At 38.1% G+C, this 23,682-nt stretch carries 20 protein-coding genes; 2 read left to right on the top strand and 18 right to left on the bottom strand.

The genetic code is table 11. From position 1 onward, the window contains the following. Positions 1 to 34: 34 nt before the first annotated feature. Positions 35 to 2,254, bottom strand: coding sequence for a helix-turn-helix domain-containing protein (locus tag NSR00_RS15440; protein ID WP_340789694.1), 2,220 nt, complete (start codon positions 2,252 to 2,254; stop codon positions 35 to 37). A gap of 201 nt (positions 2,255 to 2,455) precedes the next feature. Between NSR00_RS15440 and NSR00_RS15435 the strand changes: the two genes are divergently transcribed. Further along, entirely contained in the window at positions 2,456 to 3,262 is an 807-nt protein-coding gene (locus NSR00_RS15435; protein ID WP_066248838.1) for a glycosyltransferase family 8 protein, read from the top strand. Positions 3,263 to 3,485: 223 nt separating this feature from the next. Here the strand turns inward: NSR00_RS15435 and NSR00_RS15430 are convergent, their stop codons facing one another. The 8 genes from NSR00_RS15430 to rraA all read right to left on the bottom strand — a co-directional run bounded on the left by NSR00_RS15430 (position 3,486) and on the right by rraA (position 10,808). Continuing rightward, entirely contained in the window at positions 3,486 to 5,165 is a 1,680-nt protein-coding gene (locus NSR00_RS15430; RefSeq protein WP_340789692.1) for an ABC1 kinase family protein, read from the bottom strand. Positions 5,166 to 5,210: 45 nt separating this feature from the next. Beyond that, positions 5,211 to 5,501: a phasin family protein gene (locus NSR00_RS15425; RefSeq protein WP_339198839.1), complete on the bottom strand. Its 291-nt coding sequence runs from the start codon at positions 5,499 to 5,501 to the stop codon at positions 5,211 to 5,213. Between the two features lie 126 nt (positions 5,502 to 5,627). Next, positions 5,628 to 6,122, bottom strand: coding sequence for a Cys-tRNA(Pro) deacylase (ybaK, locus tag NSR00_RS15420; protein ID WP_340789690.1), 495 nt, complete (start codon positions 6,120 to 6,122; stop codon positions 5,628 to 5,630). A 92-nt stretch (positions 6,123 to 6,214) separates the two neighbouring features. Further along, entirely contained in the window at positions 6,215 to 6,925 is a 711-nt protein-coding gene (locus NSR00_RS15415) for an AAA family ATPase (RefSeq protein ID WP_063389224.1), read from the bottom strand. A gap of 500 nt (positions 6,926 to 7,425) precedes the next feature. Continuing rightward, on the bottom strand, positions 7,426 to 8,691 hold the full coding sequence (locus NSR00_RS15410) for an RNA-guided endonuclease InsQ/TnpB family protein (RefSeq protein ID WP_340789871.1): 1,266 nt from the start codon (positions 8,689 to 8,691) through the stop codon (positions 7,426 to 7,428). Position 8,692: 1 nt separating this feature from the next. Beyond that, positions 8,693 to 9,112, bottom strand: a complete 420-nt coding sequence (tnpA, locus tag NSR00_RS15405; RefSeq protein ID WP_340734271.1) for an IS200/IS605 family transposase — start codon at positions 9,110 to 9,112, stop codon at positions 8,693 to 8,695. Positions 9,113 to 9,281: 169 nt separating this feature from the next. Next, positions 9,282 to 9,620 carry a L,D-transpeptidase gene (locus tag NSR00_RS15400; protein WP_063389226.1) on the bottom strand — a complete coding sequence of 113 codons (339 nt, stop codon included), beginning with the start codon at positions 9,618 to 9,620 and terminating at the stop codon, positions 9,282 to 9,284. Positions 9,621 to 10,328: 708 nt separating this feature from the next. After that, positions 10,329 to 10,808: a ribonuclease E activity regulator RraA gene (gene rraA, locus NSR00_RS15395; protein ID WP_340789689.1), complete on the bottom strand. Its 480-nt coding sequence runs from the start codon at positions 10,806 to 10,808 to the stop codon at positions 10,329 to 10,331. Between the two features lie 534 nt (positions 10,809 to 11,342). On the opposite strand from rraA, the gene NSR00_RS15390 reads away from it, so the two are divergent. After that, positions 11,343 to 13,040 carry an ABC transporter ATP-binding protein gene (locus tag NSR00_RS15390; RefSeq protein ID WP_340789883.1) on the top strand — a complete coding sequence of 566 codons (1,698 nt, stop codon included), beginning with the start codon at positions 11,343 to 11,345 and terminating at the stop codon, positions 13,038 to 13,040. Positions 13,041 to 13,080: 40 nt separating this feature from the next. Here the strand turns inward: NSR00_RS15390 and NSR00_RS15385 are convergent, their stop codons facing one another. The 9 genes from NSR00_RS15385 to NSR00_RS15345 all read right to left on the bottom strand — a co-directional run bounded on the left by NSR00_RS15385 (position 13,081) and on the right by NSR00_RS15345 (position 23,682). Then, entirely contained in the window at positions 13,081 to 14,196 is a 1,116-nt protein-coding gene (locus NSR00_RS15385) for an ABC transporter permease (RefSeq protein WP_340789687.1), read from the bottom strand. Further along, entirely contained in the window at positions 14,193 to 15,458 is a 1,266-nt protein-coding gene (locus NSR00_RS15380; RefSeq protein ID WP_340789685.1) for an ABC transporter permease, read from the bottom strand. Before NSR00_RS15380 ends, NSR00_RS15385 begins: the two co-directional genes overlap by 4 nt. Positions 15,459 to 15,471: 13 nt before the next feature. Then, positions 15,472 to 16,404: an ABC transporter ATP-binding protein gene (locus NSR00_RS15375; RefSeq protein WP_327848465.1), complete on the bottom strand. Its 933-nt coding sequence runs from the start codon at positions 16,402 to 16,404 to the stop codon at positions 15,472 to 15,474. Positions 16,405 to 16,676: 272 nt separating this feature from the next. Beyond that, a complete protein-coding gene (locus NSR00_RS15370; protein WP_340789683.1) occupies positions 16,677 to 17,312 on the bottom strand; it encodes a response regulator transcription factor in 636 nt (211 codons plus the stop codon). Beyond that, positions 17,312 to 18,412, bottom strand: coding sequence for a sensor histidine kinase (locus tag NSR00_RS15365; RefSeq protein ID WP_340789681.1), 1,101 nt, complete (start codon positions 18,410 to 18,412; stop codon positions 17,312 to 17,314). The genes NSR00_RS15370 and NSR00_RS15365 overlap by 1 nt, the downstream gene beginning before the upstream one ends. A gap of 360 nt (positions 18,413 to 18,772) precedes the next feature. Further along, positions 18,773 to 19,817 (bottom strand): IS630-like element ISBs2 family transposase gene (locus NSR00_RS15360; RefSeq protein ID WP_015374552.1). Its coding sequence is split into 2 segments (ribosomal slippage): positions 18,773 to 19,312 and positions 19,314 to 19,817, totalling 1,044 coding nucleotides; the frame shifts between segments, so codons are not numbered across the junction. A gap of 196 nt (positions 19,818 to 20,013) precedes the next feature. Continuing rightward, complete coding sequence (locus tag NSR00_RS15355; RefSeq protein WP_063389235.1) at positions 20,014 to 20,442, bottom strand: DUF2935 domain-containing protein; 429 nt, start codon at positions 20,440 to 20,442, stop codon at positions 20,014 to 20,016. 233 nt (positions 20,443 to 20,675) lie between these two features. Continuing rightward, a complete protein-coding gene (locus NSR00_RS15350; protein WP_340789679.1) occupies positions 20,676 to 22,664 on the bottom strand; it encodes a sigma-54-dependent Fis family transcriptional regulator in 1,989 nt (662 codons plus the stop codon). A gap of 517 nt (positions 22,665 to 23,181) precedes the next feature. After that, positions 23,182 to 23,682: an acetone carboxylase subunit gamma gene (locus NSR00_RS15345; RefSeq protein ID WP_340789678.1), complete on the bottom strand. Its 501-nt coding sequence runs from the start codon at positions 23,680 to 23,682 to the stop codon at positions 23,182 to 23,184.

Below are 23,682 nucleotides of genomic sequence, written 5' to 3'. Positions count from 1 at the left end.
TCAACAATTTTGTGGAAAAAACGCTGCGGCGCTTTTATATTCTTTCAGTTGTTTTTGAATAATACAGATCATAAAGCTTATAAGCCATCATCATATTGAATCGATGATCAGCATCATTTAAATCAATTTCCAGCAGCGATTCAATCTTTTCAAGACGATAAAGGAGGGAGCTTCGATGAATAAACAGCTCTTCTGCCGAATTTTTAATATTTCCGTTGTTATAAAGGAACACTCGCAGCGTATGGAATAAATCCATACTTTTCCCTTCCGAATAATTCAATAACGGTTCAAGATGCCTTTTGATGAAAAATTCCACCGCTTCTTTATTATCTAAATGATGTAAAATAGTGTAAGCACCCAATTCCTCAAACAAAGCAAACCCTTTTTGGCGAAACCTGTGAAACACGACATTCAAAGCTTGGATAGCCTGCTGATAGCTAATATAATAATCATTTAAATTTTCAGTTTTACCGCCGATCCCCATGAATACTTGGCATTCAATATTGCCTTCTCGAACCCAATTTTTTATATTTCTATAAAATACTTTCCAATAGTTTTTTGGATGCTTGCCTTCTTCTTTTACCGGAACAATCAATATATAGTTTCCATCGTTTGTCGCCATGATAATTTCTTTGCTGAAACGGGAAATTTGTGTTTTCAACTGGTCCCAAATCAATGTTTTTTTAGATTGTTGAACAAGCAAATTACTGTTTTCCGTTTCCTTCTCATCTAATAAAATCGACAACACCGCTAATCGGTGCTGATGAAATAAGTTCCATTGGAATAAATTCGCATATTGTAAAATCCGCTCTTGATCCTCTATACGTTCCACAAGCAATTTGCTGACAAAACTATCCTTTACCTGCTCTTTTGTATCCAAAACAAGCTTCTGCTTGATAAATTGGATCGAACAAATATTTCTTGCCAAATCAATTGTCAGCTGATCAAATTCATCCATGTCATTTTCGCCAATTTCGACAGCCAAAAACCCAAGCAAATTTCCTCCGCCGTTCACCTTCCACAGCCGGAAATGAAGCTCTTCCCCGTCATCCAATTGGATGTAGAGTTTCCTTCCGTTTTCTATCAATCTCTCTTTATTTCCGCTGCCCATCAGCCTTTCTACATCTTTATTTGATAAATCATAATGATGGAAGGAACAAGAAATCGGCCTCATAAAACGGTCGAACAAAAGGACGGATTTGGAAAAAAGACTTCTTAAAGCAGACGTAATACCGTCAAAATTGTCATGTTCAACTGTTTCTTTCACGAGGGCGTGCTGATAATCAAGCAGAAAGTAAAGACGTTCTTTATGCTCCTTTTCGTTTTTATATAAACGGGCATTTTCCAAAATAGCGGCAATATGATTGGAAAGCAGCTTTAATATCTCCAAATCATCTTCATTAAAAACTCCCTTTTGTTTCTCTTCTACATGAAGCACACCGATTGTTTTCAAATCAAATATTAATGGAACGGTCAGTTCAGACCCGCCTGGAGTATCCAAAAACGGAAAGTATTCCTTTAAAACATAATTTGTTTCAATATTAATCCGTTCCGGTTTTTCAAATGGACCATAGGATGGAGGCTGAAAAATAAAATGATTTTCTTTTTCGTTATATAAATAAATACAAGCCATCCTTGCATTAGTTCCTTTTCCGGCGCGTTCCACAAGTGTTTCAATATTTTTTTCAAGCGGCACATCAAGCGACAAATTTTTGCTGATCCACTCGATCCCTTCGATTTTTTTAATTTGTGCTTCTTTTTGTTTTGCCATTGCAATTGCAACAGCTACATCTTTGCCGAATTCATCAAAATGTGCCTTCATATCCAACAGAGGTACGTAGTCAAGATAGGCAATAATGCAAAAGCCCAAGCTGCTCATATCGTCTTTGAGAGGAACTGTAAACCACGTTTTTACTTTTTCTTTTTTCATTAAATTGGTAAACTGACAGTCGCCTGCTTGCTCTGCTTTATCATATGTTAAGCTTTGGTGAAGGAGATTCGGCGAACAGTTTTGAACCTGCAGCGGAAAGGATTCCGTTATTTTCTGCAAATCTCCGCTCCAAACTTTCAAACTCAGCTCCTCTCCCTCTTGTAAAATGATGCCGACAAAATCACATGAAAACTGGGAGCGGAAGGAATCAGCCAAAAATTGCAATGCCTCTTCCTCCGTATCAATTTTCACTAGATGTCTAGCCGTTTTTCGCAAATGATTTTCAATCTTTCTCATTAATTTTTCCCGTTTTGATTCTGTCAAAGAGGACTCCTCCTTTTTGAAGAAGCTTGTGTCAATATTTCAAAAAATGAAAAACATGCTATAATTCAATTTAAACAAAAACAAATGCTGCGTACAAATTTTATTTGAAAAATGAAAACGTTGATGGTAATTTGTTAAATAGCTGTGGCTTTATCCACGCTTTTAAAAATTTTGCTACGATCTTTTGCGAGGATGGTACAAATGATCAATATTCTTGTCACACTGAATTCAAATTATATTCCCCCGCTGAAAGTTATGTTAAATTCATTATTCCAAAATAATATTGAAGAAAAATTTTCGATATATATCATGTATTCAAATATTTCCGATCAAGATTTACACGAATTGGATCAATTTGTAAAACGTCATAACCAAAGTTTATATCCAATATACGTAGACCCTAAGCTCTTTGAAGATGCACCCGTTTTTCGCCATTATACATCAGAAATGTATTATCGATTAGCTTCCCATCAATTTTTGCCAGACGATTTGGACCGAATTCTGTACCTTGATCCCGACATCGTTGTAATCAATCCCATCAAAGATTTTTACTATAGTGATTTTGAAAATTGCTTGTTTATTGCTTCTGAACATACACATTCTACAAAAGTTGCCAACCTTTTTAATAAATTAAGGCTTAAAACCCCGAATGCGAAAGGATATTTTAATACGGGCGTTTTGCTTATGAATTTGGAACGGATTCGAAAAGAAGTAAAATTGGAAGATATTTATGCATTTATTAATGAAAACCGTTTAAAGCTTGTCCTTCCTGATCAAGATGTGCTCAATGCTTTATACTGGGATAAAATTAAACCTGTTGATTGTTATCGATACAATTATGATGCAAGATATTATGAAATTATTAAATTGCTTCCAAATGCAAAGCATGGGATGGAGTGGATAAAAGAGAATACTGTTTTTATCCATTATTGCGGGAAAGACAAGCCTTGGCAAAAAAACTATAAAGGAGAGCTGGGAGCTTTTTATAAAAAGTACGAAATACTATAAAGAGCGGCAAAAAACATTTATCATCACATCTCCGCTTTAATAAAAGGGGCTTGTCTAATAAGTCGTTTTTTCGGCTTATTGACACCCCTTTCTTACATTTAGTCAAGTACTTTTTTAAATTCTTTTGGAGATATGAATTAATGTTTTAGAAAACGTTGAAATATCGACGTTAATGATTTTTTGTTTTCAATGGGGATTTGACTTTCTGGACGGCTCTTTTTGACTAAAACTTTCCTGACTTAAAAATGGAAAATAACAGCCACAAAAACATGAGCGTTGCTACGCCAAAACCGATTTCAATCGCTGGAATTTTCCAAAGCAGTGTTGATTGCCTTCCCATTGAAGAACCAATAATAATCCCTACCATAATAATACTGAATGCCAATAGCACGATGCTGAACGATAACCGATTGCTGATGCGGTCAAGTTTTTTCAGAAAAAGATCTAATTCCGGAATCGTGATCTCATGGCGGAGTCTGCCCCGCTTCATTAAAGAAGCGATCTCTGCTACATAAGCTGGAAAATCCATTAGCAGTTCTGTATAATCTGTTACGTGTTTCCATGCATTTTCAGCGATATACTTCGGATGCAAGCGCTCCTTTGCCAGCCGGCGACCAAAAGGCTCAGCAACATCGATAATTCTAAAATCAGGATTCAATTTTTCGACCACGCCTTCAACCGTCAAAAGCGTTTTTCCTAATAGTGTTAAATCAGAAGGGATTTTGATGGAATGTTTGAAAGCTGCTCGAAAAAGGTCGTTCACAGCTTCACCGATGCTGACTTGGTGTAACGGAACACCGTAATACTTTTCCCGTAAATCTTCGATGTCCGCTCTCAATTGCTTTAAATCGATATCTTCAGGAACGATGCCCATGCGCAAAATGGCTTTCATGACGCCATCCGTACTCTGTCTCATTAAAGAAATCACTAATGATGAGAAATGATGCTTCATGTCCGATGTAAGCCGGCCGGTCATTCCGAAATCAATGAAGGCAATGATTCCGCCCTGCTTAATGATGACATTTCCAGGATGGGGATCGGCATGAAAAAAACCATCCATAAATATTTGCCGGAAAATTTCCTTTGATAAACTTTCTGTAATATGATCCAAATGGTATCCATTTGTTTTTAGTTTTTCAATCTCATTTAGTTTAATTCCTTCTACATATTCCATTGTTAATACTCTTTTCGTCGAGTACTCCCAAAACACTTTCGGAATGTAGACAGCTTGTTCATTTGCACTCTGTTTAGAAAATTTGTCTGCATTTCGGGCTTCAATGGTATAATCGAGCTCAGCACGAAGAGCCTTTGAAAACTCTTCAATCATGTCCCTGACCTGATACTTTGCAGCCCATTTTAGCCTATGCTCCGCTAATACCGCTAAATCTTGAAGAATTTCTAAGTCCGTTTCAATCACATTCGAAATATGAGGGCGTTGAATTTTTATAGCCACTTTTTCACCCGAATGCAAAACGGCTTGATGAACTTGTCCTATGGAAGCAGCAGCTAACGGAGCATGATCAAAGTGGCGAAAAATTTTTTCTATTTCACCGCCCAATTCTGATTGAACAATCTCACGCACCTCATCAAAAGAAAAAGGCGGAACTCGATCCTGCAATTTTTCCAATTCACTAATAATCTCCTCCGGCAGCAAATCAGGACGGGTGCTCGCAATTTGACCTAATTTTATAAATGTCGGGCCTAATTCTTCCAATACAAGCCTTACCCGTTCACCTATCGTTTTGGAATGATGCTCAGTTTTTCTGCCAAAAAAAGCTTTTTGCGGCAAAGAAAGAAATTGCGAAATACCCATTTCCTCTACGACGAATCCAAATCCATTTCGAATTAAAGCAGACGCGATATCCCGATAACGACCAATATGCCGCATCCTTTTTCCAACCACTTTACCGCCTCCTCAACAACAAAGGACCTTTTAACAGGTCCTCTTTTACTCATCTTCCTTTTCCAATTTGCGAATCTTTTCTTCCAGTGCTCGGATATCCTCTTTCGTTGCTATATCTAGTTTGTTGATCACCTGAGCCACTTGCTCTCGAACAAGACGCTGCAGTTCAGTTTTTTCTTCTTCACCGCGCTTGATTAGCTGGTTAAAAACTTCTTTTGATTCTTCAATCGATATCTCGCCTTTTTTCACGAGTTCATCTACAAACTTTTTCACTTGTTCTTTGCTTGCTACAGCTAAACCAAGTCCGAACGCCAATCCCTTTTTGAATAAATCCATTATGCTTGCCCTCCATTTCTTTCGAATTTCAACACGAGGCTTTATCCTTGTTATCACCTTAATCTTCTATTTTATTCAGTAAAATTCCTTCACTTTCTTTTCGAAGTGTAAAACAACAACCACATCTTATAAAATTCGGCTATTTTTGTTATTCGTCACATCTTCCAGCTTCGCTTCTGTTACTTGCTGCAAATCTTTGACGCTGAGCTCCATTTGCACGCCGATTTTGCCCCCGCTGACAATAATATGCTCGTGTTCCAATGCAGTTGAATCGATAATCGTCGGGTAATGTTTCTTCATGCCGATCGGCGAACAGCCTCCGCGGATATAGCCTGTCCATTTTTGTAAATCTTTTACTGGCAGCATTTCGATTTTTTTCTCTCCTGTTATTTTCGCAGCTTTTTTTAGATCTAATTCTGCCTCAACAGGGATGACAAATACATAAATGTTGCCGACGCTGCTCTTAGCAACTAATGTTTTATATACTGATTCAGGGCTTCTGCCAATCATTTGTGCAACAGAACTCCCATCAACCTTCCCCTTTTGGACATCGTAAGTAATCACGTTGTATTGTATTTTTTCTTTATCAAGAATTCGCATTGCGTTTGTTTTTGTGTTCATTGTTTATACCTCTCCAAAAGCAGAATATTTTAGGATGAGCGATGTGATGAAAAATATAAATGGACTCAATCTCCAATACAGGCTGTTGTGTCTCAATCGTTAAACAGTTCACTTAACACCTTTTTTCTATTTTCGAGAAACCGCCTAGTAATAATATAATGCATAGTTTCTTCATATTTTACTTCCTTTAGCGGATGTTCATCAAAATTTAAGATTTGGGCATTTGGATAGCCGAGTAAAATGGGAGAATGGGTAGAAATAATAAACTGCGCATCGTTTTCCAAATCTTTTATGATTCTTAATAAAGTCAGCTGTCTAGCAGGTGAAAGTGCTGCTTCAGGCTCATCCAACAGATAGATCGCTTTTTTTCCAAAACGATTTGTTAAAAGTGAGAGAAAAGCTTCCCCGTGCGACTGTTTGTGAAGAGAACGGCCTCCATAATAAGGGAGACTTTCAGGAATTGTATCGAGATACGACGCAAAATGATAAAAGGTCTCAGCTCGCAAAAAAAACCCGTTCGTCACTTTTGGCATCCATGACAGCCGTATGTATTCCCCAAGGGCCGCATCGGAAGCATCTACATGAAAATTATTGTTTTTGCCTCCTCCGGCTGTATTAAAGCCACACTGATAAGCTATTGCCTCAAGGAGCGTTGATTTTCCGGAACCGTTTTCCCCGACAAAAAAAGTAATATTGGAACGAAACGAAATGGATTTTAAATTTTTTATTGCAGGAATCGAAAACGGGTAGCTATTTAAATCAATATCTTTATTTCTTAAAATTTCGAGGCTTTTCAAATACATTGAATTCATCTCCAAAGTCGTTCGTATTTTCTTATTCACTGTGCACGTTTCACATAAAATAAACAACTGCCGATTGCTTGATGTTTTATGAAAAAAATTTTTTGGAATATTGCGACCTTTGAAGTTAATCGCTTTGAAAATCATCAAATGTTGTATTCCGACTTCGAAATTTCTGCATTCATTGAAAAAGTTTCATTATAAACGAAACGGGCGATGGATATTTTCGTCTCAACGCTGCATATTTTCTTAGTTTTTGATAAATATGTCGCAAAAACTTATTGTTTACAATTAAAGCTCGCCAACGAATAAATGATTTTTGTATGGTGGCCATTGATTCGAAAAAGAGTTTTTTCCTATCTGATCATCGTCTTGTAAATATGATAATTTTCGTCATCAAAACAAACGAACAATATTGATTGAATGCTTCGGATGAATTGATTTTGAATACACTCCTTAACGGTCTGTGAACTACTCGTCATTGAAATGACGAGCTTCCTGTTCTACGCAATGAACTTTTGTCCATTAAACGTATACACAGTTGGCGTGTCCAACACCACTACTGATTGGGCTTTCAGCCCTTTCAGATACTTTTTGCTGATGTTGATCGCTCCATTCACATCTGCATTGATTACACTTTGACAATCCTTACATACATATAGTCCTCGATGCTTACGATTCGACCTTTTCGCAAATTCTTTCGCTGGATATGGTGTACATACCGAACACGTTTGTGATGTATATTCTTCTGATTGCTTAACGACTGAAATCCCTTGTTCCTCGGCTTTATACGTGATCATCTGAACTATCTTTTCAAACGGTAATTGATGAAACTTTTGATTGGTTTTCTTCCCAAAATTCGTTTGATCACGAATACCTGTTATATCTCCAATGACAATCGTTTCAACTCCTTGCTTAACTGCAAGATCAACAACTTTCTTCGTCATACAATGCAAGATATGAAACGTTTGTCCTTTTCTTTTGCGATATAACTGCAACACTCGTTTGGATTTCTTCGGGTATTTCATTCCTTTGGCTACCTGTTGAGCATCAGAAATAGCTTGATAGTGCGCTATTTTCTTGTGAAAATACCGTTCAACCGCTAACCATTGGCGACCCGATAGAATATGAGAGTTTCCTTTATAATCATAACAAGTAAGAGCGTTCACAATCCCTATGTCGATAGACATAAACTTTGTAGAATGTTCCTTCATCAACACATCATCGTATTTTTGTGCCAAAATAATTTTGTACTTCCCATTTTTCAACGGTTTTACTTCGACCGTTTTCACATGATGAATTTTTATATGTTTAGGGATAGAGATATAAACGAATTTCTCTATAATCCCATACGTTTCTTGCAAATAAGCCTTTTGTTTAGCAGGAATAGACAATCGAATACGATTTCCTTCGATGCGAAAACCATTGTTTAGAAACTTTACATTGAAATTGTGATGTTTGAATCGTGGAGGTTTGGGATTTTCAATCCCTCCCGATTTCTTCAATTCAAAGAATGATTGCCAAGATTCTTGTAACACCTTCAAAACTTCTTGTGCGGATTGAGAAGGAAGATTCTTGTACCAAAAGTGATTCTTTAACCGCTTCTTTTGATCGTACCAGTTAGGATAAGGAATACCACTATCTTTTGTCCAGTTACGTCTTTCAAAATTTGCAACATTCCATAATTTTCGGCTCGCATAACATAGCTGACGAAGGATAATCTCGTTCATTTGATTTGGTTTATAAATGAAATACGATGCACGAATCATGTTATTCACTGCCCTTCTTCTGCATAGCAATGTATTTCTTAATCGCTCCTTCACTAATAGAACCAATCGTTTCAATATAGTAACTGCTGTTCCATAGTTGCCCTTTCCATAACTTTTGCTTAATCTCAGGAAATTCTAAGAACAATTTTCTGCCCGAAATTCCTTTTAACATTTTTACAATGTAAGAAGGAGCTACTTTTGGATGAGCGGTCGCAAATACATGAATATGATCTTGTTCACCTACCTCCATCATGACCACTTCAAATCCTTTTTCTTTTGCGATTTCTTGAAAAAGGTCTTTTAAATATTTCTCGATTTCCTTGATTAGCACCTTTCTTCGATATTTGACAGACCATACAATATGATAATTGACATTATAAACACAAGTTCTAGCATAAGTAATTTTTGCTTTTTTATCCATACATATAGTATATTACAAATACAACGAAATTCCAATATTTATATAGATTAGATTAATTACATATAGTCTTTTATCTGTACAAAGAAGGCGTTGATTCATCTCCTCATTGAAATAAGGAGGATTCTCACCGCTATATCCTAAACCTTGTGATGCTAGTTGTCGCTGTTATTTATTGCCTTATATCAACTATCGTGCCGATTCGAACGAATTTAGACAATTCAATTATATCGTGATTGTGCATGCGAATGCAGCCTTTGGACACCCTTTTCCCGATCGAAGAAGGGTCATTTGTTCCATGAATGCCGTAATGTTTTTTCGACAATCCCATCCATAAGACACCATAAGGCCCTCCTGGGTTCGGAGCTTTATTGACAATCTTAAAACGACCAATCGGCGTCGCGGTGACAATTTTTCCTATTCCTACTGGGTACCCCCTAATCACTTTGTTTCCATCCAACAGAAAAAGTTTGCGATCCGAAATGTCAACGATGATCCGATAATTTGGCATGCTTCTCACCCTCCTACCTGCACAATATGGGAGGGCGGAAACTAGTGTGACAACATGAAAGCCAAAGGCTTAAGCCTTATCATTATTTTTACGTTTTTATCTGTTTTCTAGTTTCTTAATTTGTTGCTTGATGAACGGTACGACCTGAATCGCCGCTTAAGCATCACTTCCATTTTTTCATACCAGACAGAATGAATAAATGTGTGGTCCGCATCCATTTTTTGAACATGGACTTTAAAAGAGGGGCCTACCAAAAAGGATTGATTATTATCATTATCATGCAGTACTTGAAGCTTCGGTATGACATGTTTCATTTTGGATGGCGTGGACAGTGAGTTTTCTATAAAAAACAGTGAATTCCAAAGATTATTTTCAATCATTAGCGAGTAGCAAAATAACTCATGGCTTTATAAAAAAATGGCTTCTTTCCCACATATAGCTTTTAGTCAGCTTGAAATAAATCGTCAAATATAAAAGTAACGTAATTGGTGAAAAGGAAAAAGCCGACACTTTTATACGAATGTCGACTTTTTGTCTAGATCTTCATTGTTACTTATATAGGCTGACGGTGCGTCTGAACGCGTGTTATTCGCAAAAAATTCTCATTTTTCCTTTCGACATTACGTTTCGTCCTCTGTATCGTTTGACAGCTTTTCAAGTATCGATCACTATGCTGTCCCACGTAAGGACAGTATGCAATCAATTAAATTATTCTATATTCAGCGACACTTCAGAAACGACAATGCCATCGCTGTCAGCGTACACATACGCATTTGGGATCCAGCGCACTTCACCAAATTCAAGTGCGACATCACGGCTTCCTTTCCCTTCTTTTTTACTTTTAACCGGACAGGTGCCGAGTGCCTTTACCCCAATCGGCATCGTCGCAATTTCAGCGGAGTCGCGTATACATCCATTTATAATCACGCCAGATAATTCACGTTCACATGCAATCTGAGCTAAACGATCTCCTAAAAGCGCGCAGTTTCGTGAACCTTTTCCATCCACAACAAGAACTGAACCTTTTGGGATCGTTTCTAGAGCCTGACGAACTAGCACATTATCTTCAAACACTTCAACCGTTGCAATTGGACCTGAAAATTCCTTTTTTCCCCCATAACTGATAAGCGGCAATTTACAAACTTGAAGCTTTTCTAAATATTGATCGCATAAATCAGCAGTTTTCATGATGAATTCTCCTTCCCCATCTATGATTGATACAAAAATATATTTTGACAACTAAGAAGCAAATCCCTTTCAAATTGAAAAAATAATCAAAGGTCAAGATTCGCGCTCGCTTTTCGTTGTTTGGCCGGGCTTGCTGGATACTAGCCGGCGCAACACAAAGCCAAACTCTTCTCTCTTGCACTTAGTGATTCATTAATTCTTTCTTTAAAATATTTCGATGAACTACCCCCTCCCACTTGCTTAGAGGCGGGCTTCATGTAACCGTTTTAACGATATGAAAAGGACTGAGACGTCAAATCTGTTCCAATTAGACTGCCGCAATTCTTCCTTTCCATACAATTTCAAAATTTAAATCAATTTTTTCAAAAAATATATTGATTCTAACGTTACGTCAGGTTTTAAGATAAAACTAAGAAGGAGAGAAGCTATCCAGCAACCCTGATTCAAAATGGCCCGAACGTAAAGGAGAGATTCGTTGTGGAGAATTTTGAAAAAAATCAAACTTCCTGGCAAAATTTTAAAAAGCTGATAAAAATGGCTAACCCTCCCTTCTGGATTTTTGTTGCGGCAATCGTATTAAGTCTTTTGGAAGCAGCTACAGGATTAGTCGTTCCGATCTTTACACGGGATTTGATTGATCGTTTCTCAACTTCAAGTATTGAAACTCATTTAATCTTTTTATTGATTGCAGTTTTTATTCTTCAGTCAGCTACATCGGGCTTCTCCTATTATCTTATGTCTTATATTGGCGAATATATTGTGGCAAAAATCCGTTCAAAGCTTTGGAACCATGTGCTGTATTTGCCGATACCTTATTTTGACCGCCATGAATCTGGAGAATTGATGAGCCGCATAACACAGGACACTTATACAGTAAAGTCGCTTGTGACCGAGCATTTAGCTAATTTCGTTTCAGGAATTGTTACGGTCTTAGGGGCTGTCGCTATTTTAATTATCATTGATTGGAAAATGACGCTCATTCTGTTTATTTTTGTACCGCTTGCTATCGTATTGGTTCTTCCTCTTGGACAGAAAATCTATAAAATTTCCATGCAAACCCAAGACGAAATGGCCACTTTCAGCGGCAATCTAGGCCGCGTGCTGAGCGATATCCGGTTGGTAAAATCAAACATTGCCGAACCTGTCGAAAAACAAAACGGAAATCAAAAAATTCAGCAGTTGTTCCGATTCGGCTTGAAGGAAGCAAAAATCCAAGCGATTATTTCACCTTTAATGACAACGATTATTATGGCGGTGTTAGTCGTCATTATCGGCTATGGAGGAATTCGTGTTGCCAGAGGGGAATTATCCGCAGGTTCGCTCGTTGCCATCATAATATATATGGTGCAAATTATTGTACCTTTTAGCCAAATGGCAGGATTCTTTACAGCTTTCCAAAAGGCAATGGGTGCGACAGAACGAATTCAGCAGCTTTTGAATACAGAAACAGAACATAATAATGGAAATACAAGAATTGATGTTCATAAACCAATCGTGTTTCAAAACATTTCGTTTGCTTATGAAAAAGGAAAAACGATTTTGCAAAACGTTCATTTTGAAGTGAAGCCCGGCCAAACCGTCGCGATCGTCGGACCAAGCGGTGCTGGTAAAACAACTATTTTTTCCCTTATTGAACGGTTCTATCAGCCAACAAACGGGGCAATAAAATTAGGGAATACCGACATTCGCGAATTTCCGCTTTTTGAGTGGCGCCAACAGATCGGTTACGTTTCTCAAGAAAGCCCGATTATGTCTGGCACGATTCGTGAAAATATTTGCTACGGGCTAAATCGTACAGTCAGCGAAGAAGAAGTGAGAAAAGCAGCGCAATTGGCCAATGCAGATGAATTTATCGAAGAAATGCAAGACGGCTATGACACAGAAGTCGGTGAACGAGGAATCAAACTATCCGGTGGGCAGCGTCAGCGCATTGCCATCGCGAGGGCACTGTTGAGAAATCCAAAAATTCTTCTGCTGGATGAAGCTACATCCAATTTAGACAGCAACTCCGAGCAAAAAGTGCAAAACGCTCTCCTTCATCTTATGAAAAATCGTACAACATTTGTCATCGCCCATCGACTTTCAACTATTATTAATGCAGATTTAATCATCGTCCTCGAAAATGGTAAAATTACCGGTCAGGGAACACATAATGAGCTATTGCAGTCCCATCCGTTGTATCAAAAGCTTGTCAGCCGACAAATGCAAAATTTTGCTCCCGCCAACGATTAAGGCGGGAGCCGCATATAATTTACAAATGGAAGCTGACCGCTTAAGCCCGTTTCCGCTCCATAATGTTGATCCCTAACCCCATGAACACAACAGCCATCAAGAATAGGATGCTCATCGGATAGAGCAAATCGCTGAATGAGTAGCCGTAAACTACCGCCCCTTTTAACAGGTCCATTCCATACGTAACGGGGACAAATTTTGAAAGCAAGAGAAGTGCATCCGAAGAAACAATTTCCAGCGGCCAATAAGCTCCTCCGAGCATCGCCATGCTGACAGAAACAAGCGGAAGCACCGCATGAAACTGCTGCTCATTATTGACAATTCCTACTATAAAAATTGATATTGCGACAATTGCCAGTACATAAGGGATGAGCAATACGAGCACAAACCAAAATTTATCGCTGAAATCTACATCAAACACAAAGTGAAAGACTGCAAAAATAAGCGCCACCTGAATATAGCCGGTTGCAAAACTGTAAATTAAATTTCCGGCATACATCTCCCATTTTTTGACCGGCGACAAAATCATTCGATCCCAAATGCCGTTTCGCTTCTCCATTAATATATTGAAAACGTTGTACGCAATCGTATAAATGACAAAAAATAAGACACTGCCGAAAATCGATTGCATTTTGCTGTTGATGATAACAGTTTCATCCGCACGGAAATGTTTTGTCTCTATGGTAAACACCGGATCGTTTTTCGCTTCCGCAAGCGATTTTGCCACTTGCTTTGCGCTTGATTCTCCTTGTTTTTCCTTCACCTGATCGATGATCGACTTGGATTGTAATGCTTTTGCGTAAACTTTTTGAACCGTTTGCTGAACCAAATAGCTATTGGGGGTATTGGAAGCAACGATTATGCGGAAATCGTCCTTTTTAAGCTCCACACCTGCTTCCGCCTTGCCTTCGCCAACCAGCTTTTCAACTTCCTCTTTTTTCATCCTTTTAAACGAAAATAGATTATACTGCTCAAGAGAGCGAATGATTTCCTTCACTTCACTTTCAGGCAGTGCGCTGTATACTGGAACAACTATAGTCTGTTTGTTTACGGAACTGATGAGCATAGCAAAAACGACAGAAAGGATCGACAACATTAAAAATAGCCAAGGCTTCCGGATAAAAAGACGCAGCTTTGCTGTCAAAACTCCGATCACGCCATTTCACCCCTTTTTGGGAAAACTAGCAAGCTCAATACGAACATAACAAAACCGAAAAGACATAAATATATGACAGTCCAAATAAATTGCGACAGATCATAGCCTTGCAAAATTTTTAAATAAGCTGTCATGCCGGCTCCATTTGGCGTCATATCCCCCAATTTGTGCATAAATTCCGACATTTGCGAAACCGGGAAATAGCTGCCGCCAAGAAAAGCCAAAATAGAAACGACTCCGCTTGAGAAGAAAATGGAAACATTATCTGAATTTATTCGATAGCTCAATGATGTTAAAAAGGTTCCTATTCCTCCGACTGCCACACAAAGAGCAAGCGTAACAATGATAAACGAGACGAGATCCGGCCACTTGACACTGTAAAAAACGGCTGCTAAAGCATATAACAAGGAGAGCTGAAAAAAGGCAATGATCAAGGAAGTTATGAAAATAGCAGCCATGTATAAATTTTTCGGTACATTGGCAAGCAACAAACGATGGAATGCGTTCGACTGTTTTTCTTGCAAAGCATGAGACGAAATATTCGAAGCCAGATACAACACAAACATAACGCTTATGCCGACTGTATAATAAGTAAAAGAATTAATTGGCTCCCGTTTTGTCACGGTTTCCATTTCTCCCTTTACTTTTGCGACAGGCAGTTCAAGTGATTCGTTTAAGCCAGCCTGATCCAGTTTAGAAATCAAAGAATATTGCTCTTGAAATTCAGTGATGAGCTCTTGAACAAATTGAGCTGTAATTTCTTTGCCTTCGTTGACATATATACTAAGCTTCGGCTTCGTTTTCTCACCAAATATTAAATGGTTTAACAACGTGTATGAAAAATGCTCCGGCACTTCAACAATGACTGTATATTTGTCATTTTCACGGATTTCCTCCAATTCAGAAGGCTGAAACTCTGCCATTTGTATATACGGTTCCAGCTCTTTTGAGCCTAAAATTTCTTGTTTTAAAATGGAAATAGGCATCATTTTTTCCACTTGTTTTAATAGAAATTCCTTTTCCTCATCCGGCATTTGCACGTTTTTTACGTCGTTGGCGAATTTTTCGAAGTCCTCTTGTTCATTGCCGTGTTCAACAATCGCTACTTTCGCTTGAATATCCATTTTTTTGCTGTCCATTACACTTGTGAGCGCAAAACCTAAAATAGATATAAGAGTGAACGGCATTACTAATAGAAGAAGCAATTCCTGCTTATTGCGGACCATTATTAAAAATTGTTTCTTAATAAATTGTCCAATCATGATCATCACCCTTTTAATTTCGTAATGCTCTTCCAGTTAAATGAAGAAACACATCTTCCAAAGTAGGTGTTTTAATCTCGATAGATGTCAACATTGTGTTTGTTTCCTCAGCAATTTTGAACAATATGGAAAAAGCATTCGCTTCCTTTGGCGTTAAAACGGTAATTACCCGATCTTGCACAGTCACGCGATTGACAACCGGATGATCACGCAGCGCTTGAATAAATGAATCGTTCACGCGCTCGACAGTAATTTGGATTGTGTTTTCTGCCGATAAAATATTTTTTATCTCCTCTTTAGTACCGGCCGCCAAAATATTCCCTTTATCCATAATGTAAATGCGATTGCATAAAAATTCGACTTCCTCCATATAATGGCTCGTGTACAATACGGTCATTTTTTTCTCCTTATTTAACCTTTTGACCGTTTCCAAAATATAATTTCTTGATTGCGGATCAATGCCGACTGTCGGTTCATCCATAATGATCAATTCAGGTTCGTGCAGCAAGGCAGCCCCGATGTTCAATCTTCTCTTCATTCCGCCTGAAAAATTTTTGACAAGATCATGCTGGCGATCCGTTAAACCGATCATTTCCAAAACTTCCTCTACCTTCTGTTTTAATTGCGAACCTGACAGCCGATAAATTTTGCCGAAAAACAGCAAATTTTCCCGCGCTGATAAATCGGGATATAATGCAATTTCTTGCGGTACAACCCCTAAAATTTTTCTGAGCTTTTCCGGCCTTTTGATGACACTTTCGTTATGCAAACGGACATCACCGCTTGTCGGCGGAATCAGAGTAGAAATAATTGAAATGGTGGTCGATTTGCCGGCGCCGTTTGGCCCCAAAAGCCCGATGATTTCCCCTCTTTCCAAAAATAAATTCACACCGTTTACAGCATGCGTTTGTTTAAACCTTTTCGTTATTTCAACAGCTTCCAGCATTTTTTATCCTCCCTCTCAACGTTCTATTTGTATATTACAGCGTCCGCACTTTCTCACATACTATCTGCAGTCACTCTTTTCACTGAAAAACTATGACTTAGGTCATACATTTACAAAGTCTCTAGGAATAACGCTGAAAATCAGCAAACATTCCGAGTCGAAGCAAACATTTTTCAATTATGAACGCTTCATTAACATAGAGCTTTAAAATTTCACGGCATTATTTCAATACAAAAAAAGACCGGCCTAAATAGCCGATCCTAATCAAACAGCTAGCAAATATCATGTTTGATGGCATAAATAGCGAGCTGTGTTCTATCTCGCAGCCCAAGTTTATTTAAAATTTGCGTCATATGGTTTTTGACAGTTCCGATGGACAAATGAAGGTCAGACGCAATTTCTTTGTTCGTTTTTCCTTCGCCAACAAGCTTCACAATCGCCAGCTCACGCGGTGTTAAAGGCACGTTCACCATCTCTTTTTTTGGCTTTTCCAGCAGCTTCGGTACCATTTTTGCCGCTACATCTTCATGAATGGACATTCCGCCTTTCATACAGCTATGTATCGCATCAATCAGCTTTGCCGGTTCAGATGTCTTCAGCAAAAAACCGCTTGCCCCATCCTTCAACGTCTGTACGGCATATTCCTCATCATTAAACGTTGTTAAAATAAGAATTTTCGCATCAGGCCACCGCTCTTTTATTTTTTTAGTCGCTTCTACTCCGTTCATAACTGGCATTCGAATATCCATTAATATCAGATCTACAATTGTCTTTTCCATTATTTTGATTGCTTTTAACCCATGCTCAGCTTCCGCGACTACTTTTAATTGCTCGTCCTGTTCGATCATCATTTTCAAGCCCTGGCGGACAATGGCTTGATCTTCAACAAGTAAAATACGGATGGTCATCATTCATACTCCTTTATTGGCAAAGTCCCATGAACAACAAACTCATCATTTGTTTGAAATATGTTCAAGCTTCCTCCAGCTTCTTTCACACGCTCTTTCATATTCGTTAAACCGAAGCCTTTTTGAAACGGTTTGGCATCCGATATCCGGTTTTTTATCGTAAATTCCAAGTCACCGATCGCATTTTTTCCTAATATGATATACACTTCCCTTGATTGCGCATGCCGCATCGCATTCGTTAGCGCCTCTTGGATGACTCGGTACAAAACGACATTTTGCTGATTAGTAAGACGGGCCGATAAAACCCCTTGCTTCGTCGTAAAATGCACCATAATATGACTTTCCGATTCCAGTTTGCGAATGAGCTGAAGCACTGACGAAATCCCTTCACTTTCATCCATTTTTAGCGCCCTAACTGCATGTCTCGTTTCCTCTAAACTTTCGCGAACTAAAGATTTTAATTCTTCATATTCCTTCCTTTTCTCTTTGATCGAAAGCATCTCAAGCTGCATCAGCAATGCCGTTAATTTATGCCCGACAGAATCATGAATATCACGGGCAATTCTCGTTCGTTCTTCCAATCTGGCCGACCGCTCGTTTTCATAGCTGATACGCTTTAATCTTCTATATTCTCCCAATAGTTGTTCATACAGCTCCCTTTGTTCCTTCCTTTCAAAGATATATTCATTTAAAACAACAGAAATGAAAGTAAATATAGCAAACGCCGTCAGCCATTCAAAAGGATTAGGAAGGAATAAGGCGATCAGGATCGAAACAGAAACATGAATGACGGCAAACAGACGAAAGGGCTGTTTTTTTAGCTGAAAAATTGCTTCGACATAAAGATATAAAATTAATAAAAGAGAGGCATGATTGCCTGCAGCAGACTGAAGCCACCCCGCTGACAAAATGAAGAGATCCAAGATGATGTACAACAGAAGAGGATTTTTGACAACAGGCAGAAAAAAATAGCAGCCAATTGTACAAGCACTTAAAAATACCAATAAGGTGAGATGTGCTGAATGATCCAAAAAAGCTGAAAATAAAAAGTACGTCCATAAAACAGCAAAAACGAACACTCTGAATAAAAAAGCCTTCACTGACATCCCACCCTTTGTAATCTACTATCAACCTACTGAAACTATAAAAGAATGTCAACGGCTTTTCAAAAGAAATGTCGGACTATTCTCAAATCATGTACCAATTAATTAAAATACTGAACTCCTCCCTTTTTCTCTCCAAAATTATTACCCTGTGATTTTAGAATTCAACATTTCTAAATAACAACCTCTATAATTAAAGACACCGGTTTAATCTAACCGATGTCTTTAACTAAATCCTATAACTAACAATAACAATTCCTATATCTAATTAGTTAATGTAAAAACCGCATAAAAATCAATATTCCAGCGGTTTTTATAAATAAAATTTTTTCTTACTATATAAGTTGAATTAAAGATTTACAACTGAACACACAAACGATCGATCGTTTGTTCTGGTTTCTGGTTGATTCGCTGAATAAAGGCTTGGACATTCTTTCTAATTTCTTGCACACTCGAATAGAACACGTTGTAAATCACGTCTGATTTCAGCCATTTCCATAGCCCTTCAATCAAGTTCAATTGCGGACTGTATGGTGGCAAAAAGACGAGCTCTAACCGATCTTCGTGTTCTTTTAAAAATGGCTGAATGAGTTTGGCATGGTGAATTCGAGCGTTATCTAAAATCATCACTATTTTGCCTGTGGGATAGCGTTCTAACACAAGTTGAAGAAATCGAAGAAATGTTTCCGCGTCATAGCGTTCTTCTTCGATGCAAAACACTTCCCCTGTTTCGTAGTTCAACGTGCCAATCAGCTTCAGCCCTTGATGTTTTCCAAACGTCGGAATGATTCGTTGTTTTCCTTTGACAAACCATGTTTTTTGAATCGCTTGGTAATCACGAATCATCGACTCATCTTGAAAGAGGACATGGGCGATGTTCCCATCTACCAGTTTTTTTTACTTCAGGGAAGGTGATTTCGACGAATTCTTTTTGTTTCTCTTCATCGGCATTGGCTAGTGTATAGGTCGGTTTCGTATAGCTTAGCCCTAACCGATGCAGAATGTCACTTGTTCCGCGAAGCGTGTATGTTGGCCCCCACTTTTGTTGAATGAGTTCAGCGATTATCGCAAGCGTCCAATTATATTTTGCTTCGAATCCCACATCTACGGGGAGCTGATGTTCAATGATCAAAGCCAGCTCTTTTTCCTGCTCAGGGGTCAATCGACGTGGGGCGCCAGGTGAGTATTTCATCTCCAGTCCATCAAGACCGCGCTGGGCGTAGGCATGAATATAGTTATAAATAGTTTTCTTGGATCGACCAATAATCGTTGCGATTTCTCCTTTGGTATATCCCTGCAAATGAAGATAAATCGCTTGGTAGCGTTCATATGCTCGTTTACTTTTTGCTTCTTTCATGGCAGTGGACAACTTTTCGATCTCGTCTTTGTGATTTGGCATCATATTTTCTCTCCGTTCCCCTATTTTCTCTTTTATTTATTCGCCGTGGAACGGGAGAAAACCTTTATTTCAATTTATATAGTATTCCATAGTATGTAAAAATATCCTCATACTCTCGAAATTACACATCATAGATATAATAATAAAATCCAGGAAAACAAAAAGGAAACTCCTTCAAAAAAGGAATTCCCTTGAAAATTTACTTGCTGCCATACAACAGCACTTGCGCTATGCCGACAAAATATTCTGATTCACGAATAATATGGTTCAAAACAACTTTGGCGGTCGGATTTTTTCGAACAGCAGCGCTTTCCGTTTTAATTTGCCGGCATAATTTAATAAAATCGAGACTTTGCTTTAAGCAAAATGACACCAAATTCAATACTCGTTGATAAAGCTTTGCTGGAATATAGTAAGGGGAGCGTATGACAGACTCAATATAGCGCACAACCTTTTGATGCGTCTTCGACAATTCTTCTTCCCAATTTAACAAAGCATCTACATAGTTTTGCTCTAAATTTGCCACCAGCTCTCGGATCACAACAGTATGCTCTTCCTCTTGATGCTTCCAAAACTCCGCTTCATCCAATATGCGAAGCGGCATTTGCTGACCGTAATAAAATTGCATCATCCATCCTCCCATGATCGTCGTTCATTTCAATTGTATGGAAGGAATGGATAAGGTATGATAGCTCATTTTGCTTGAGGATCTTTTTATTTTTCAACACACTAGCTTCTATTAACTATGACACCGTAAAAAAAAGCGCCTTGCCTAGGTGTTCTTTTGTTTTAAAAAATTTGAGATGTGATGACATGTGAAGAGTTTAGTGAATATGATTGGATTTACGCGAGAAAATCGGCTTATGTTTGTTTTAGCTGATATTTTTTTAACTTCCGATAAAGAGTGGACCTGGCAATATTCATTTTTTTGGCGACAGCTGATAAATTCCAGCCTGTTTCCTCTAAAAGCCTGACAAGCACTTTTTGCTCTTCGATTTCAATTAAAGATAAATCTTTAAGCTGGTTATTGATGGAGAGGCTCATTCTGTTTTCAATAAAGTATGCCGGTAAGTCTTCTATCCTAATAACAGGAGAATCACTAAATATGACGGCATACTCAATGACATTTTGCATTTCTCTTATGTTGCCGGGCCACGAATATTCTAAAAAGTAATTTAAAGTTTCTTGCGCAATGGAAAGGGATTCTCTCGCATACTTTTTTGCAAATTTTTTTAAGAAATAATCAGCAATCAGAGGAATATCTTCCCTTCGCTCACGAAGAGGAGGAATATTAACCGTAACAACGTTAAGTCTAAAAAATAAGTCTTCGCGAAAAAGCCCTTGTTTACACAAGGCATATAAGTTCTTATTCGTTGCAGCAATAATTCTCACATTGATTGGAATCGTTTGAGATGAACCCAGCCTCATAATCTCCTTTTCTTGCAGCACCCTAAGCAAATGGACTTGCAGATCTAGCGGCATCTCGCCGATTTCATCTAAAAACAAGGTTCCTTCGTTTGCTTCCTCAAATTTTCCTTTCTTCCCTTCTTTCGAACCTCCGGTAAAAGTTCCACTTTCGTAACCGAACAGTTCACTTCCAATCAATTCTTTCGGAATTGCGCCACAGTTTATTGCTAAAAAAGGTTTGTCTCTTCTCTGACTGGATTGATGTATTGATTTTGCAATTTTTTCCTTTCCTGTACCGCTTTCTCCCAACAGAAGAATCGGAACATTTGAAGGAGCAGCTTTATAACATTTGTTTAGTGCTGTTAACAATTCATCCGATGTCCCAATAATATCGTTCCATGGTTCATCCTTGAGAATGTATCGCGCAGTGGTACGGAATACCTTTTTGTTATCCTTCAACACGACCATATATCCAGCAACTTCCCCTTTAAAATGAATCGGCTCGATTGCTAAAACCTTGAAATCTCGAACCATCAAATCGCTGGAAATATCGTTTTTCGCAGAAAATTTGGACATTCTTTTCATCTCATTTATTAAAGAATGAAAATCAGGATTTTCCGTCAAATCTCCTGCATGTTTCAGGTTAAATAATTCCATTAGCTTTTCACTGCTCTTCACAACATAAAAGGCATGGTTCAGTACTAGAATATGATCGTTTTTCCATTTATTTGCGCATTGAAAAAAATAATCTATTAAATAGTTGTTCACTTTCATATAGACGTATGCAAGCTGTTTTTCAATCACTTGTGCAGTGGATACAGCTAAACCAAGTGTATGAGGCTGAGCATCTTCCCAAAATCCTGTAAAATCGATGACACCGATGACCTCTTTTGTGAAGGGATGAATGATAGGAGCTGAAGAACATGTCCATGGATGACATCCTTGACAAAAGTGTTCTGCAGAAAAAATTTGAATGGGATTTTGGGTGACGATACACGTTCCAATCGCATTTGTACCTGCTGCATTTTCGCTCCAGTCCATGCCAACTGTGAAATTCATTTTTTCCGCTTCCCGCAAAACATACGGTTCACCTTTCAAATAAATTATGCAACCGTTTTCATCTGTCAGCGTGATAAGATACCGAGTACCTTTCAACTTATAAAATAAATTATCAATAATCGGTTTCGCAATTTGATATAGCTCAGATCCTTTTAACAGATGATTTAATTCGTATTCTGTTAAAGCTGCCTTCGTTTGCAATTGCATCGGGTCAACTCCAGTTTCCTGACAGCGGCTCCAAGAATCTAAAACATTTTTTCGTATTTTGCCCGATATTTTATCTTCCCACGATCTTTCCACAAACATTTCCCATAAAGTTTCCAAATCTCTTTTTTTATCTGGCAAGTTGTGCGTAGAGAAAATAGATATATATGGATTGCCCATGTACTCCCCCCTCCTCTTGAACATATTATCAAAATTTTTCGAAAATAAATTATAAAAATACTTTATTCGGGGCTTTAAAAGCAAAAAACTTACCACCCCCGTAGTTCTTGAGGAATTACACACCAGTGATGATCAGCAAGGAAGTGACAAGTGTTACCACAATTATTAACGTATTTACTCGAAGATATCAAGTGTCTAGATTCGCATTTTTAATCTTTTGAATCAAATTCATGCGTTCACCACGCTTTATCAAAACGATGTCAAATGTTTAACGCATTTGCTCAAGGGTGCATGCGACAGATTGATTTTAAGCAATAAGTTTTGAACTGCTTGTCGTGAAAAATTCTGTTTCTTTATGGTATTCTCTCTAAAAATGAAATAATGTGTCAACTTTCTATAGTTTTTTTAAAACTGCTTTAAATAAAAGTGGATAACCTTTGTGATGAAAACACTAGGTTATCCACTTGCTGTTCGATTGTGTCAGCCTTTAGTCAGAAACGAACTCCTGGTTGATGGTTTATTTCACTTGAGGTATCGGACGCTTCAGCCATTCATTGTAAAATGCATCAATATCTGGTTCAAAATCTTTTAAGATTGGATACCAAGGTGTTACAGCTTCTACCTCCAGTTGACTTGCACAATTTGGGCAATAGTATTCACGTATAACCTGCCACTCCGGATCTGGAGCAAGCAGCTTCGGATACAGCTCCACCATTTTTTCCTCTGTATCACGAACGTGTATAAGCGCATGAAGTTTCCAGTTGTCACTTGCCTCACAAAATTCATGTCCGCAATCACACTTTACGACTCGTTTGCCATCTGGCTTCAAAACGATATAAAGGTGAAGTCCAGCCGGCAATAGAATTGGATCATCCCATGGAACTCTTTCCTGCAAAATGCTGATATATATATCAAATCGGTCAGCATCCTTAAAATTTGAAAGCATTTCTTTTAATTTGTAAAAATCAATTGTTCCGTCGATCAGCTCTTCAATCGTCTTACGATCATATTGTGTCAT

Source organism: Aeribacillus sp. FSL K6-8394 (genome assembly GCF_038008865.1).
Classification (GTDB): Bacteria; Bacillota; Bacilli; order Bacillales; family Aeribacillaceae; genus Aeribacillus; species Aeribacillus composti.
Note: the sequence above shows the minus strand (reverse complement) of the source record. Positions and strands in the feature narration are given on the sequence as shown.